This window comes from Mycetocola zhujimingii, from assembly GCF_003065425.1.
Taxonomy (GTDB): Bacteria; Actinomycetota; Actinomycetes; order Actinomycetales; family Microbacteriaceae; genus Mycetocola_A; species Mycetocola_A zhujimingii.
The window spans coordinates 946822-961341 of sequence record NZ_CP026949.1; the positions used below are offsets into that span (position 1 = coordinate 946822).

Below are 14520 nucleotides of genomic sequence, written 5' to 3' on the forward strand. Positions count from 1 at the left end.
CGTTCATTCACAGCCCGCCGCCAGTCCTCATCCAGCGCGGGGATGTAGTGTTCTGGCGTGGAAACCGTCCTGCTCTATATCCTCGGCATCGTCATCATGGTGATCGGCATCGCCGTGTCGATCGGCCTGCACGAAATCGGTCACCTGGTTCCGGCGAAGCTCTTCGGCGTCAAGGTCACGCAGTACATGATCGGCTTCGGCAAGACGCTCTTCTCGAAGAAGAAGGGCGACACCGAGTACGGCGTCAAGGCGATTCCCCTCGGCGGTTACATCTCGATGATCGGCATGTATCCGCCGGCGAAGGACGGCAAGGAAGAAACCGCGAGCAGGGGGTTCTTCCGGACCCTCGTGCAGGATGCCCGCAGCGCGAGTGCCGAATCCGTCGGTGACGGCGAAGAGGACCGCACGTTCTACAGGCTTCCCGTCTGGAAGCGCATCATCATCATGCTCGGCGGTCCGACCATGAACCTGCTCCTCGCGATCCTGATGTTCGCTATCGTCCTCGTCGGATTCGGAGCGCCGCAGGCGTCGACGACGATCGCGACGGTCAGCGAGTGCGTCCTGCCCGCGTCGAGCACGAAGACGAGCTGTGACCCCGACGACCCGCTCGCACCGGGCGCGGCTGCAGGACTGGAGCCGGGCGACACCATCATCTCTGTCGCCGGTCAGAAGGTCGACACCTGGGACGACGCGACGGAGATCATCCGCACCTCACCGGGCACAGACCTCGAGGTCGTCCTCGAACGTGATGGCGAGACCCGGACGGTGACGCTGACGCCGCTACTCACGGAGCGTCTCGTTCTCGACGACACCGGTGAGGCCCAAACGGATGCCGCTGGCGAGCCAGTGACGGAAGAGGTCGGTTTCGTTGGCATCGGTTCGCAGTCCGAGCTCGTGCCTCAGCCGGTGACCGCAGTTCTTCCCGCCGTCGGCGACAACGTGGCCCAGGTCGCGAACATGATCCTGAACCTGCCGGAGCGGCTCGTCGGCATTGCCAACGCCGCGTTCGGACCGGGGGAGCGCGACCCCAACGGTCCAATGAGTGTTGTCGGTGTCGGACGCGTTGCTGGCGAGATCGTGAGCCTTGAAGAAGTTCCGGTGTCGGCGAAGGTACAGACCATGGTCGGCCTTCTCGGCTCGCTCAACGTCGCCCTGTTCGTCTTCAACCTCGTTCCACTGCTTCCGCTCGACGGCGGGCACGTGGCAGCGGCGCTGTGGGAGTCGATCCGACGGTTCTTCGCGAAACTCTTCTCGCGCAAGGATCCCGGCCCCGTCGATGCGGCCAAGCTGATGCCGCTCACCTTTGTCGTCGTGATCCTCCTCGGCGGGATGAGCGCGCTGCTGATCTTCGCTGACATCGTCAAGCCGGTGAACCTGTTCGGATAGCAGTGCCTGCCGAATCCCCGGTGCTCTTCGTACTCCTCCGGGAGTAGTGTCAGGCGCTTCGCGAGGCCGACGCCCTGCCCGGTGTCTGGCGATACCCTCGGAGGATGGACGCAGCGCGCACGGGACAGGGCGGCGCACAGAGGTACGCCGGGCCAGCCGGGCCAGCGGGGCCGGGGTTCCGTGGGCTGCCTCCCGCTGCTCGCCTGTGGTTCCCCGTTATCGTGTCGTTTCTCGTACAGGTGCCGCCAACGCTGTTCATCCTGTGGAGGACCGGGACGTACACCGCCGGTGAAGCCGCGCTGGCATTCGCCCTCGCGGCCGCAAGTCCGCTCCTTCTGATCGGTGCCAGGCGGTTCCCCGGACCCGTCGTGGCCGCTGTCGCGGCTGTTGCCGTTGCCGACCTGCTTCTCGCTCCCTTCGTCGGCCCGCCGACCGTCGCGCTCGCGTTCGCCATTGTGTCGGGGATTTTCCGCGGTGCGCGCGTGTGGGTCTACGCGTCGGTGGTCATCGGCTGGCTCGCAGCGGTGATCGGTGGTTCCCTGCTCGGGATGGACTGGAATCCGGTGCGGATCGCATTTGCGACGGCCGGACTCGCGTTGCTCGTTGCGCTCGCCGAGGGCGCGCGGACGCGGCGGGAGCACCTGAGCCAGGTTCGGCAGCAGTCGATGCAACACCGGGCGGAGGTGGAGCAGGCTGAACGAATGCGAATCGCCCGTGAATTGCACGACGTCCTCGCCCATTCGCTCTCGCAGATCTACGTGCAGGCGGGTGTTGGACTGCACCTCATGGACACCCAGCCCGAGAAGACCCGCGAGTCGCTCTCGAGCATCAAGTCGTCGAGCAAGACCGCGCTGGATGAGGTGCGTGGCGTGCTCGCGTTCCTTCGCTCGGATTCCCTCGATCCCGTGAGCCTGACACCCGAACCCGGCCTGTCGGCGTTGCCGCAGCTCATTGAGTCGTTTCGCGCGCAGGGCATCGAGGTCTCGTTCGAGAGTTCCCTGACCGAGTTGCCATCCGCCACTGTGCAGCTCGCTCTCTACCGGGTTGCCCAGGAGAGTCTCACCAACGTTCTCCGGCACGCGCGTGCGTCTAAGGCGAGCGTTGTTCTCGAAGACGTTGGCGACAACATCCGGTTGCGGGTGGCTGACGATGGTGCCGGAATGCAGCAGAGTGCACGCGACGTGCCGAGCGGCAGCGGGCTGCTCGGCATGGCGGAGCGTGCGGCCCTGCTCGGTGGCACTCTCGATGTGGGCAATACTCCGCAGGGTGGGTTCGCGGTGACCGTGACGGTACCGAGGGAGCAGAAATGACGATCAGGGTGGCGCTCGCCGATGACCAGCAGCTGATCAGGGCCGGATTTCGCGCCCTCCTCGAGGCCGAAGCCGACATTGAGGTCGTCGGTGAGGCGGCGACGGGGGCGGATGCTGTCGACCTTGTTCGTTCACAACGCCCCGATGTCGTACTCATGGACATCCGGATGCCCGGAGGTGACGGACTCTGGGCAACGGAGCAGATCACCGCGGCTCCCGAGCTCTGCGGGACCCACATTGTCGTCGTGACCACCTTCGAGCTCGACGAGTATGTGGCGCAGGCGATTGCGGCTGGGGCCAGCGGGTTCCTCGTGAAAGACACGGAGCCCGTTGAACTGATCCGATCGGTGCGCGTCGCTGCTGCCGGCGATGCGCTGCTGTCTCCGAGTGTGACCCGGCGGCTGCTCGAACGTATTTCAAGCGGGCTCGTGGCGAGCCGGCCGGTGGATGGACTCACCGAACTCACCGCCAGAGAGCGCGAAGTGATGGTGCTCATTGCAGCGGGGCTCAGCAACGACGAGATCGGGGCGCGACTGTTCCTCAGTCCGCTGACGGCGAAGACGCACGTGTCGAGAATCCTCACCAAGCTCGGGGCGCGTGACCGGGTGCAGCTGGTGGTGCTCGCGTACGAGAGCGGGCTGGTGACTCCCGGCTTCTCGGTGTAGCCGCGGCGGCTCTGTGCTCCGTGTGGAGTACCGCCGATTCGTCGTTCCGGCAGATTTGCTGTGAGGCGGGATTCGGGAGAGTGAGAGCAGAAGGTTCCGACGGGACCGTCACGGACAAAGGACACGCTCATGCTCACCTCACTGACTCATACGGCACTGGCAACTCTGCCTGGCACGATTCTCGACCTGCACCCGGGTGGCTGGGGTGGAGGACCGGGCTGGCTCTTCCTCCTGATCCCGCTGTTCTGGATCGTCGTTCTCGCGCTCCTGTTCGCTTTCCTCGGCCGCCGCTTCCGGCGCTCAGGGCCGCCGTGGGCGATGGCGCATCAGGCAGGCAGAAGCGCTGAGGCCACCCTCGCGCAGAGGTTTGCGAACGGGGATATCGACGAGACCGAGTACCGCGCACGGCTCGAGGTCATTCGAGCGAACAACCCCGATCCGCGGCAGAACTAGAGCAGGCGCGGGGAAGACAGGCGCGGGGAAGACAGGCTCGGCGACGAAGGCCAGGGGAGCTCAGGCGGTGGCGTATCGCTTCGCCGAGCGTTCCCTGGCCTTTGCCGCCTCGACCTCCCGGTCTTTGGGTGGCGCCGTCGTCACGAGGTCCTCGAGAAGGTGTCGCGTCGCATGAGCGATGTCACGGACCGCCCGGTCGAAGGCTTCCGCATTCGCCTGTGACGGGCGGGTCGAACCGCTCACTTTCCGTACGTACTGGAGGGCCGCGGCGTGGACCTCGTCATCTGTCGCTTCTGGCTTGAAGTTGTGGAGCTGATGAATGTTCCTGCACATGCCACCGAGGGTAGTTCGCGCTTCGCGACTCCGGTAGCCCCCGCGGGCTCAGGGTCAGAGCGAGAACTCGGCCTCTGGTCGGTTGTCGACGGCGGCACGGATCCGCTCCGTCATGTCGTCGGACATCGGGGGAAGGTCATCGACGGGGAACCATGCGGCTTCGGTGTTCTCGCCGTCGGCGGGGAACGGTGTGCCCGACTCGAATCGCAGGCGGAAAACGAGATCGAGGTACTGGCTCCTGTCGCCGTTGGGGTAGACGACGGGGTCAGTGACGCCGACGCGGACTAAACGCTCGACGGATGCCGTCACATCCGCTTCTTCTTCGACCTCACGAATCGCCGCCGTCGCCGGTTGCTCGCCGGGATCGATGATGCCGGTTACGGGTGTCCACGCTCCGGTGTCACTGCGGCGGACGAGGAGAATCTCATTTCCTCTGAAGACCACAGCAGTCACCCCGGACAGCCACAGCGGGGCCGTGCCGATCTTTTCGCGGAGAGCAAGGACGAAATCGGGAGTCGGCATGGCAAAACTCTATTCGACGTCGCGAGCAACACGCTCAGGAGGCCCAGCGTGCGCCACCTAGGCTGAGGGGCATGACCTTCGTCGAAGACTCCGATCCGTACCGCTGGCTTGAGGATATCGATGGCGCCGAAGCGCTGGACTGGGTGCGCGCCAGGAACGCGGTCGCCGAATCCACACTCGCGGCCACGCCTGATTTTGCGCGGGTGGAGGCTGCGGTGCTCTCCGTGCTGGACTCGGACGCAAAGATTCCGATGGTGCAGAAGATCGGCGACTGGTACTACAACTACTGGCGGGATGCCGAACATGAGCGGGGATTGTGGCGGCGAACGACGCTCGAGGAGTACCGCACGTCGACTCCGGCGTGGCAGACAGTCCTTGACCTCGATGCGCTCAACGCCGCGGAGAACGAGGATTGGGTCTGGCATGGCGCTTCGGTGCTTCGACCCGGCTACCGCAAGGTGCTCATCGACCTCTCGCACGGCGGTTCCGACGCCGATGTGACACGTGAGTTCGATCTCGAGACGCTGTCGTTTATCGAGCCGGAAGACGGCGGATTCTTCCGACCGGAGGCGAAAGGCAGCCTCGGCTGGATCGATGACGACACCGTCTATCTTTGCTCGGACCTGGGCGGGGACTCGGTGACCACCTCCGGGTATCCCCGGGTTGCGAGGAAGTGGCGTCGCGGGACGCCCATCGAGTCCGCTGAGGTGATTTTCGAGGGGGAGTTCACTGATGTGTCTGTTGGTGCCTTCCGCAGTCACACCCCCGGCTACATCCGCGACTTCGTCTATCGCGGAATCACGTTCTACACGTCGGAAATCTATGTCGACGTGAACGGGACGATGACGAAGATCGACGTTCCGGCATCCGCTGAAATCGGGTTCTCCCGGCAGTGGCTGATCATCGAGCTGCGCGACGACTGGGAGCTGAACGGGAGCACGTTCGCGGCCGGTTCACTGCTCTCGGCAGACTTCGATGCATTCGTGGGCGGGGACCGAGCGGTTGAACTGGTTTTCGAACCGACGCCGTCGACATCGCTCGCGAGTGCGACCTGGACGCTCAACCACCTGGTCATCTCGGTTCTCGACGATGTGAAGAGTCGAATCCACGTGCTGACGAGGGCGAATGACACGTGGAAGCGGAGCGAGTTTACGGGCGCACCGGAGTTCGGTTCCGTCCAGGTCGCTGCCGTCGACAGTGAGGAGAGCGATCTGGTCTGGCTGGTGACGACCGATTACCTCACCCCGACGACGTTGTCGATCGCCAGGGTCGGACAGGCGGATGCCGATCCGGTCGAGCTCAAGGCCCAGCCCACGTTCTTTGACGCGAGCGGGTTAACCATCGACCAGCATTTTGCCCGGTCGGATGATGGGACCCGGGTTCCGTACTTCGTCGTGCGGCGCGAGGATCTCCCCTTCGATGGAACGGCGCCGACCCTGCTGTACGGCTACGGAGGATTTGAGGTGTCGCTGACTCCCGGGTATTCCGGGGCGCTCGGGCTGGCCTGGCTCGAGAAGGGCGGTGTTTACGTTGTCGCGAACATCCGTGGTGGTGGTGAGTACGGCCCGCGCTGGCACCAGGCGGCGCTCAAGGAGAACCGGCACAGGGCATTCGAGGACTTTGCCGCTGTCGCTCGCGATCTCATTTCGCGTGGGGTGACATCCGCTGCCCATCTCGGTGCGCAGGGTGGGTCGAATGGTGGTCTCCTGGTCGGCAACATGCTGACGCAGTATCCGGAGCTCTTCGGTGCACTGGTGATTCAGGTTCCGTTGCTCGACATGAAGCGGTACTCGCACCTGTTGGCCGGCGCATCGTGGATAGCGGAGTATGGCGACCCGGACAACCCTGACGAGTGGGAGTTCATCAGTACCTTCTCGCCGTATCACCTGTTCGATCCCAGCCGGGAGTATCCGCCGGTGTTGGTGACGACGTCGACGCGCGATGACCGGGTGCATCCTGGTCACGCTCGAAAGCTCGCGGCGCGGATGATCGATGCGGGCAAGGACGTCACGTACTTCGAGAACATCGAGGGCGGGCACGGGGGAGCGGCGACGAACGCTCAATCGGCGCACATGGCTGCGTTGTCATACCGGTTCCTGGCCGAGCGGCTGGGTTTGGACGGGTAACGGATCGGCAACTCCTCGACCCGGTGTGATGCGGCGCGGGGTCCGATGTGGGACGGTCGGTCTGTGCGCACACACCGACTGGGTTTGCTTCTTCTGGCCTCAGTGCTCTGCGTCGCCGTCGCTGGGTGCGGGTGGATCGGCGGATGGGGTGGAGTGTGCCCCGCGATCGGATACATCAGCGAGGTTCGAGTTGTGCTCGTCGGGGACGCCGGGTCTGTTGATGAGGTGCGGCTCTGTGATGAGGTGGGGGTCTGTTCTGCGGTGGAGGCCGAGGTTCTCATCGGGGAGGACGAGCCCCTCACCCTCATGGGCCCTGACCAGCTGAGCGAGCAACCGACGCCGGTCGAGATCCAGCCGGAGGAGGAGATGCTCGACTCGGTGCCGTTCGAGGTGAACTCCGGCAATGTGGTTCCGGGGCCGACGCTGGAACCCGCGCCCGAGTCGCCGGGTGCGACGCCGGGTGCGACGCCAAGCGGAGCGCCGGTCGAAATTCCACCGTATCTGGCGCGTTCCGAGAGCGAAAACGTGTGGGTCATCACCATGATGGCCGGGCGTCCCGACGAGGTTACGGTTACGGCGTATCGCCTGGACGGTTCGGTTGCCGGGGAGAGCAGCAGTGTTGCCCTCGAGTGGAAGAGGGTCGGAGGGTCCGAACAGTGTGGCGGGCCGACGGAGACGGACCCGGTAACGGTTGTGGTCAGATAGCAGCGGCCTTCCAGTCGGGCGATCTACTCGAATATAGATTCGGGTAAACTTATCCACACCTTCAATTTATATCGAAGCAATGTCAGTGGTGTGGTGTTGACTTGTGGTATGGAAAACAACGACAGGGCCGTCGGTCCTCCGGGTGGTGAGAGTCAGGATTCACCCGATAGCGGTGCGGATGCTGCCTCTAACGTGCCGCAGCAAGAGCAGGGATCCGACCCCGGCGCTTTGGCCAAGCGTGCCCCTGGCGCCGAGCCCGAAATGGGGCTGCAGCCGGCGCTCGAACAGGTGCCCGACTTGGAGCCGGAGCCGGAGCCGGAGCCTGAGCCTGAGCCCGCTGCCGAGTCCGCGCCCATGTCCGAGCCGGCGTCCGACCGAGAGTGCGACCCAGAGCCTGCTGCTGATGCTGATGCTGATGCTGATGCTGATGCTGATGCTGATGCTGATGCTGATGCTGATGCTGATGCTGATGCTGATGCTGATGCTGATGCTGATGCTGATGCTGATGCTGATGCTGATGCTGATGCTGATGCTGATGCTGATGCTGATGCTGATGCTGATGCTGACGCTGACGCTGACTCTGACGCTGACGCCGACGAGCCTGAGCCGACGGTGTACGCGAAAATCGCGGATACCTGTACCGCTCTGGTGGAGGCGGTGGGGCAGGTCGAGAAGCTGGAGGCCCGTCAGGCTGCGTGGAAGGCGGAGTTCAGCGACCGCGCACGGACGCTCGCCGTCGCCGCGGAGGAAGGCGTGCTGGTCACGGCCCGGTCGCGGAGTGTGGTCGAGCGTCAGGATCTGGCATTGCGGTCCTTCATCGCGGAACTGGCCTGCACGTTACGGGTTGCCGAACGCTCCGCCACAGCACTGGTCGACGAGAGTCGGGCCTTGTTGCACCGGCTACCGGTCACCCTGGCAGCGTTGCGGGAAGGGGAGATCAGTTACCGCCACGCCCAGGTGCTGGTCGACCAGACCGACACCCTGACCGATGACGCTGTTGCGGAACTTGAGGAGAAGGCGGTGCCGTTTGCGAAGACGATGCCGGTGGCGCGGTTCCGGCAGAAGACGAGGATGTTGCGGGAACGGTTGTGTCCGGAGTCCGCTGTTGCTCGGTGTCGGAAGTCGGTAACCGATCGGCGGGTGGAACTGATCCCGGCACCGGACGGGATGGCCTGGCTGAACCTGTTCACCACCGCACCGGCCGCGGAAACGATCTTCGACACCATCCGTGCCCAGTCGATGAAACTGCAATCACCGGTCGAACCACGCACCCTGTCCCAGTTGGATGCCGACGTTATCTTCGCGGCGATGATGGAGGCGTTCACCGGCGAGTTCACCCTGCCCGACGCCACCGGGACCCGGATCTTCGGCACCGGACTCGGCACCCGTAACCCCTACACCGACCCGCGCTCAGATCCTCTCGACGGCGACACCAGCACCATCGGCAGCACTGTCACGAACGGTAGTCGCACGAGCGCTGACATGCTCGACGGCGACAGGAGTGCAGCCTCGAAACTTAATGGTTACGGGACAGGCACCGCACCCACCGGCGACGAAGGTGGCAACGGCGTCGACACCGGGGGTCGGCGTAGGCCAAGCCGGTCGGGACCGGGACGTGACCCGGCGACGGCGTTCCGGAAGATCGTGCCCACCGTGATGGTCACCGTGCCGGTCCTCACCCTCCTCGGTAAAAGTGTCGAACCGGGCAACCTCGACGGATACGGCCCCATCGACGCGGACACCGCAGGGCAACTCGCCTCCCAGGCACCCGAGTTCAGCAGAATCCTGACCCACCCCGAAACCGGAGTCGCCCTCTCACTCGGCCACACCAAATACACCCCATCGAAAGCGATGCGACGGTTCCTCCGCTACCGCGACGGATACTGCCGGTTCCCGGGCTGCACCCGCAAAGCAGTGTCCTCCGATATCGACCACACCCAACCGTTCGACTCCGGTGGTAACACCGACTTCGACAACCTCGCCAGCCTTTGCCCCAAACACCACAAACTGAAACACGAAACCAACTGGCTGGTCGAACAACTCGGCGACGGGATCCTGAAATGGACCTCACCCCACGGCCGCGAATACACCACCCACCCGGAGAACCCGGTTCGAAACCCGAGCCGAGATCCCATCCCGCGTCCGATCCCGCCGGCGAAAGCGGCACCACCGAAACCCGCACCATCACAACTCGCCGCGGGGACTGAGCCGGACGACGCAATCGAAGCTCACACAACCGAAGAAGCCACCACCCAGGCACAGGAGGAAGATGACCGGCTGAACAACGTTTACACCCGACTACTCGACGCCCAGAAAGCAAAACGCGAGAGGGAGAGAAGCGAAAGAGGGAAATCCAGTGAGGCTCATGAAAGCGATGCTCAACGAGGGGCCGAACCGCGTGACGACGACGGCCCACCGTTCTGATCCACGAGGGTCAGCCAGACCGGGTTCTATTTCGGAACGGTCAGCCAGATCTGGGATCTGCGTCACGACGGTCATCCACACAGGTTTGCTTCGGGACGGTCATCCAGGCCTGGATCTTGATTCACGACGGTCATCCCGATCCCTCCGCTCGAGCCAGAGAACGCGAATCTGACAGTGGTTCATCTCCGAACACGGCGAGAGGTCGACGCCTGGCTCGATGGCCCACTGGCGATGTCACTCAGTGCGCGCGATGCCTAACGATCCGCCCGCCTGAAGCCGACATACAGTGCAACGGCACCGACGGTCAACAGGATGATATTCGCGGTGATGTACACGCCAGCATCCGCTACGGAACGCATCGCCGACCAGCCGGCAAGAGAACCGACGACGGCAAGTGTCACCGATGAGAGCCCCAGAATCTTGAGCCGCCCGCGCGTCTCGGTGCTCACAGCGACAGGAGTAACGCGTCGCCCTGACCGCCGCCACCACACAGCGCCGCTGCTGCTTTACCCGAACCCCGTCTCGACAGTTCGAGAGCCGCATGCAGCACAAGCCGCGCACCGGAAGCCCCGATCGGGTGCCCCAGCGCGATAGCACCGCCGTGGATGTTGACCTTCTCATCGTCGATTCCAAGGTCACGCATCGACTGAACGCTGACGGCAGCAAACGCTTCATTGATCTCGATCACATCGAGGTCGGATGCCGTCCAGCTCGCCTTGGTGAGGGCATCCGCTATCGCTCGCGAGGGCTGTGAATGCAACGAGTTATCCGGCCCGGCAACCGACCCTGAGGCCCCGACCACAGCCAGCCAGCTCAGCCCGTGCTCCTCTGCGTACGAACGACTCGCGAGCACGAGCGCACACGCACCATCACTGAGCGGCGATGAATTGCCGGCGGTAATCGTGCCGTCCTTGTCGAACGCCGGACGCAACGCTCCGAGAGATTCGAGCGTCGACTCACCCCTCACGCCTTCGTCCTGGGTGAGGATCGTCGGCTCACCGCGCCGCGACGGCACCTGCACTGGAGTGATCTCGTCGGCAAAAACGTCATCCGACTGCGCCCGCGCGGCCCGCGTATGCGAGCCGAGCGCAATCCGGTCCTGCTCGTCCCGATCGATGCCGAGCGATCCGTTGTGCCGTTCGGTCGAGATGCCCATCGATTCGCCGTCGAAAGCATCGGTCAGACCGTCGAACGCCGCAGTGTCGAGCAGGGTCACGTCGCCGTATTTGTAGCCCTTCCGCGAGGCGGGCAGCACGTGGGGCGCATTGGTCATCGATTCCTGACCGCCGGCAACAACGACGGATGCTTCGCCAAGCCGAATCATCCGGGCCGCGTCGATGACCGCCTGGATACCTGACAAGCACACCTTGTTCACGGTCACGGCGGGCACGTCCCATCCGATTCCTGCCGCACGCGAGGTTTGCCTGGCGGGATTCTGGCCGGCGCCGGCCTGAAGGACCTGGCCGAAGATCACCGCGTCGATATCTGCAACATCAACGCCAGACCGCTCGAGTGCCGCCTTGAGCGCGGTCGCACCGAGGTCGACGGCGCTGAAGCCGGCCAACTGGCCAAGCAGTCGCCCCTGCGGAGTGCGGGCTCCCGCAAGGATGACAACATCGTTCTGGCTCATGAAAACTGACTCCTTTGTCGTGAACTTCGGCGCCCGGGCGCCCGGGCTTCCGTGTTCGGTACGGGGCATTCGGCACGCGGTGCTCTCTCCAGCTTGGCACGTTTTTATGTCACCCCAAACGGTGACCCGCACTCCCGTCAGGCGCACATGGTGCGCCCCTGGTGGGATCAGACCCGCCGGGCGGGCAGTGTCGCGGTAGGTTGGAAATCGTTGGCCACCGTCGGTCTCCTCGCAGGCTGCCTCTGCCGACACAGGATGCTGCGGGACCGCGGCATACGCAGCGACGGAGGTTCAACAATGACGATGGACAAAACAGTGTCGAGCGCAGCAGAGGCGATCTCCGACATCGGCAGCGGATCGTCGATAGCGGTTGGCGGCTTCGGGCTCTGCGGAAACCCAATGATCCTCATCGAGGCGCTTCTCGAACTCGGCAGCGACGAACTGTCCATCGTGAGCAACAACTGCGGCGTCGATGACTGGGGGCTCGGCATCCTGCTCGCCAACGGCCGCATCCGCAAGATGACCTCGTCATACGTCGGCGAGAACAAAGAGTTCGAGCGACAGTTCCTCTCGGGAGAGCTCGAGGTCGAGCTGACGCCACAGGGCACCCTCGCCGAGAAGCTCCGCGCCGGCGGTGCCGGGATCGCCGCCTTTTACACGCAGACCGGAGTCGGGACGCAGGTCGCCGAGGGTGGGCTGCCGCGTCGATACGACGGCAACGGGGGAGTGGCCATCGCCAGTGAACCCAAACCGGTTCACGCATTTCCGGTTCGGGGTGAGGACAAGATCTTCGTTCTCGAGGAGGCCATCTCTACCGATTTTGCGCTTGTTCACGCCAAACGGGGCGACCGGCACGGCAATCTTGTCTTTGACAAGTCTGCGCGAAACTTCTCTCCACTGGCCGCAATGGCGGGAAAGATCTGCATCGCGCAGGTCGAGGAGCTGGTCGAGCCAGGAGGCATCGACCCGGATGCCGTTCACCTGCCCGGAGTGTTTGTCCATCGCGTCCTCGAGGTCGGCACCGACATCGACAAGCGGATCGAGCGCCGCACAGTTCGGCAGACGGAAGGTGCGTGACCATGGCTCTCACCCGCAATGAAATAGCCGCCAGGGCCGCTCTCGAACTCGAAGACGGTGCGTACGTCAACCTGGGAATCGGATTGCCAACGCTCGTCCCGAACTACGTTCCGGACTCGATCACCGTCACGCTCCAGTCGGAAAACGGAATCCTCGGTGTTGGTCCATACCCCACAGAGGATGCCGTCGATCCAGATCTGATCAACGCGGGCAAAGAGACGGTAACGACACTTCCCGGCACCTCGTTCTTCGACTCCGCCCTGAGCTTCGCCATGATCCGCGGCGGCAAGATCGACGCCGCGATCCTCGGCGCGATGCAGGTCTCCGCTCGTGGAGACCTCGCGAACTGGATGATCCCAGGCAAGGTCGTCAAGGGACCAGGGGGAGCGATGGATCTCGTTCACGGCGCCGAACGGGTCATTATCCTGATGGAACACGTCGCGCGCGACGGCAGCGCCAAGATCGTGAACAACTGCTCTCTGCCCCTCACTGGTCGGGGCGTCGTTGACCGGATCATCACGGATCTCGCCGTCATCGACGTCACCGCCAGCGGTCTTGTTCTCGTCGAGACGGCACCCGGTGTCAGCGTCGACGACGTGATCGCCGCGACAGAGCCGCCCCTCACCGTCGCCCTGCGGAGCTGAACAGATTCCAACTTTCGGACCATCATTCATCGGCTTGTGTTCAGGGGCGCGGCGTAGGATGGCACGGTGCCAGCAGTTAATTTGGGAATGCCCAAGGTCCCCGAGATCCTCGCTCCGCGACGCAAGTCCCGTCAGATCAAGGTAGGCAAGGTCCTCGTCGGTGGTGACGCGCAGGTCAGCGTTCAGTCCATGACGACGACGCCAACCACGAACATCAACGCGACGCTCCAGCAGATCGCCGAACTGACGGCATCCGGTTGTGACATCGTCCGAGTCGCTGTGCCGAGCCGTGATGACGCCGAAGCTCTTCCGATCATTGCGAAGAAGAGCCAGATCCCGGTCATCGCCGACATCCACTTCCAGCCCAACTACGTTTATGCAGCGATCGACGCCGGGTGCGCCGCCGTCCGTGTGAACCCGGGCAACATCCGCAAGTTCGACGACCAGATCGGTGAGATCGCCCGCCGCGCCAAGGCCGCTGACGTCTCACTCCGCATCGGCGTGAACGCGGGATCACTCGACCCCCGCCTGCTGCAGAAGTACGGCAAGGCAACGCCAGAGGCTCTCGTCGAGAGCGCCGTCTGGGAAGCCAGCCTCTTCGAAGAGCATGACTTCCACGACTTCAAGATCTCGGTCAAGCACAATGACCCCGTTGTCATGGTCAAGGCATACCGCCTGCTCGCCGAACGCGGCGACTGGCCGCTTCACCTCGGCGTGACCGAAGCCGGTCCGTCATTCCAGGGCACCATCAAGAGCGCAACGGCGTTCGGCATCCTGCTCTCCGAAGGCATCGGCGACACCATTCGGGTCTCCCTCAGCGCGCCCCCCGCCGAAGAGATCAAGGTCGGCCTGCAGATCCTGCAGTCGCTCAACCTGCGCGAGCGCAAGCTCGAGATCGTGTCGTGCCCGAGCTGCGGCCGCGCCCAGGTCGACGTCTACAAGCTCGCCAACGACGTGACCGACGGTCTCGAGGGAATGACGGTTCCGCTCCGCGTCGCCGTCATGGGCTGTGTCGTGAACGGTCCAGGCGAAGCCCGCGAAGCCGACCTCGGTGTCGCGTCCGGCAACGGCAAGGGCCAGATCTTCGTCAAGGGTGAGGTCATCAAGACCGTTCCCGAGTCTGAGATCGTCGCAACGCTCATCGAAGAGGCCAACCGCCTTGCAGCCGAAATGCCCGCGAGCGACACCAGCATCGGTTCACCGGTCGTCAGCGTCAGCTAGCGCGATTCCGGCTAGCCCTCGCCG

Annotated in this window: 14 protein-coding genes; 10 read left to right on the top strand and 4 right to left on the bottom strand. The window is 64.1% G+C overall.

What is annotated here, in order from left to right:
- Positions 1 to 57 precede the first annotated feature (57 nt).
- The 4 genes from C3E77_RS04395 to C3E77_RS04410 all read left to right on the top strand — a co-directional run bounded on the left by C3E77_RS04395 (position 58) and on the right by C3E77_RS04410 (position 3814).
- Complete coding sequence (locus C3E77_RS04395; protein ID WP_234031293.1) at positions 58 to 1386, top strand: M50 family metallopeptidase; 1329 nt, start codon at positions 58 to 60, stop codon at positions 1384 to 1386.
- A gap of 104 nt (positions 1387 to 1490) precedes the next feature.
- The gene (locus C3E77_RS04400) at positions 1491 to 2696 is read left to right on the top strand and encodes a sensor histidine kinase (protein ID WP_108390514.1); all 1206 of its coding nucleotides are present in this window, start codon (positions 1491 to 1493) and stop codon (positions 2694 to 2696) included.
- Positions 2693 to 3361: a response regulator gene (locus C3E77_RS04405; RefSeq protein ID WP_108390515.1), complete on the top strand. Its 669-nt coding sequence runs from the start codon at positions 2693 to 2695 to the stop codon at positions 3359 to 3361. Before C3E77_RS04400 ends, C3E77_RS04405 begins: the two co-directional genes overlap by 4 nt.
- A 129-nt stretch (positions 3362 to 3490) precedes the next feature.
- Positions 3491 to 3814, top strand: a complete 324-nt coding sequence (locus C3E77_RS04410) for an SHOCT domain-containing protein (RefSeq protein WP_108390516.1) — start codon at positions 3491 to 3493, stop codon at positions 3812 to 3814.
- Positions 3815 to 3874: 60 nt separating this feature from the next.
- Here C3E77_RS04410 and C3E77_RS04415 read toward each other — a convergent pair whose 3' ends face one another.
- Both C3E77_RS04415 and C3E77_RS04420 read right to left on the bottom strand, forming a co-directional pair.
- The gene (locus tag C3E77_RS04415; protein WP_108390517.1) at positions 3875 to 4147 is read right to left on the bottom strand and encodes a DUF2277 domain-containing protein; all 273 of its coding nucleotides are present in this window, start codon (positions 4145 to 4147) and stop codon (positions 3875 to 3877) included.
- A 54-nt stretch (positions 4148 to 4201) separates the two neighbouring features.
- A complete protein-coding gene (locus C3E77_RS04420; protein WP_108390518.1) occupies positions 4202 to 4669 on the bottom strand; it encodes an NUDIX hydrolase in 468 nt (155 codons plus the stop codon).
- A gap of 71 nt (positions 4670 to 4740) precedes the next feature.
- On the opposite strand from C3E77_RS04420, the gene C3E77_RS04425 reads away from it, so the two are divergent.
- The 3 genes from C3E77_RS04425 to C3E77_RS04435 all read left to right on the top strand — a co-directional run bounded on the left by C3E77_RS04425 (position 4741) and on the right by C3E77_RS04435 (position 9924).
- A complete protein-coding gene (locus C3E77_RS04425; protein ID WP_108390519.1) occupies positions 4741 to 6795 on the top strand; it encodes a prolyl oligopeptidase family serine peptidase in 2055 nt (684 codons plus the stop codon).
- A 63-nt stretch (positions 6796 to 6858) separates the two neighbouring features.
- Positions 6859 to 7500: a hypothetical protein gene (locus C3E77_RS04430; protein ID WP_162924909.1), complete on the top strand. Its 642-nt coding sequence runs from the start codon at positions 6859 to 6861 to the stop codon at positions 7498 to 7500.
- A 108-nt stretch (positions 7501 to 7608) separates the two neighbouring features.
- Entirely contained in the window at positions 7609 to 9924 is a 2316-nt protein-coding gene (locus C3E77_RS04435) for an HNH endonuclease signature motif containing protein (protein ID WP_162924910.1), read from the top strand.
- A gap of 254 nt (positions 9925 to 10178) precedes the next feature.
- On the opposite strand, the gene C3E77_RS04440 is transcribed toward C3E77_RS04435, so the two are convergent.
- Entirely contained in the window at positions 10179 to 10373 is a 195-nt protein-coding gene (locus C3E77_RS04440) for a hypothetical protein (protein WP_108390522.1), read from the bottom strand.
- A complete protein-coding gene (locus tag C3E77_RS04445; protein ID WP_108390523.1) occupies positions 10370 to 11554 on the bottom strand; it encodes an acetyl-CoA C-acetyltransferase in 1185 nt (394 codons plus the stop codon). Before C3E77_RS04445 ends, C3E77_RS04440 begins: the two co-directional genes overlap by 4 nt.
- Before the next feature lie 297 nt (positions 11555 to 11851).
- On the opposite strand from C3E77_RS04445, the gene C3E77_RS04450 reads away from it, so the two are divergent.
- The 3 genes from C3E77_RS04450 (at position 11852) to ispG (ending at position 14496) form a co-directional block, all read left to right on the top strand.
- Positions 11852 to 12631 carry a CoA transferase subunit A gene (locus C3E77_RS04450; RefSeq protein WP_108390524.1) on the top strand — a complete coding sequence of 260 codons (780 nt, stop codon included), beginning with the start codon at positions 11852 to 11854 and terminating at the stop codon, positions 12629 to 12631.
- A 2-nt stretch (positions 12632 to 12633) separates the two neighbouring features.
- Entirely contained in the window at positions 12634 to 13275 is a 642-nt protein-coding gene (locus tag C3E77_RS04455; protein WP_108390525.1) for a CoA transferase subunit B, read from the top strand.
- Positions 13276 to 13341: 66 nt separating this feature from the next.
- The gene (ispG, locus tag C3E77_RS04460; RefSeq protein ID WP_198412189.1) at positions 13342 to 14496 is read left to right on the top strand and encodes a flavodoxin-dependent (E)-4-hydroxy-3-methylbut-2-enyl-diphosphate synthase; all 1155 of its coding nucleotides are present in this window, start codon (positions 13342 to 13344) and stop codon (positions 14494 to 14496) included.
- Positions 14497 to 14520: the final 24 nt, after the last annotated feature.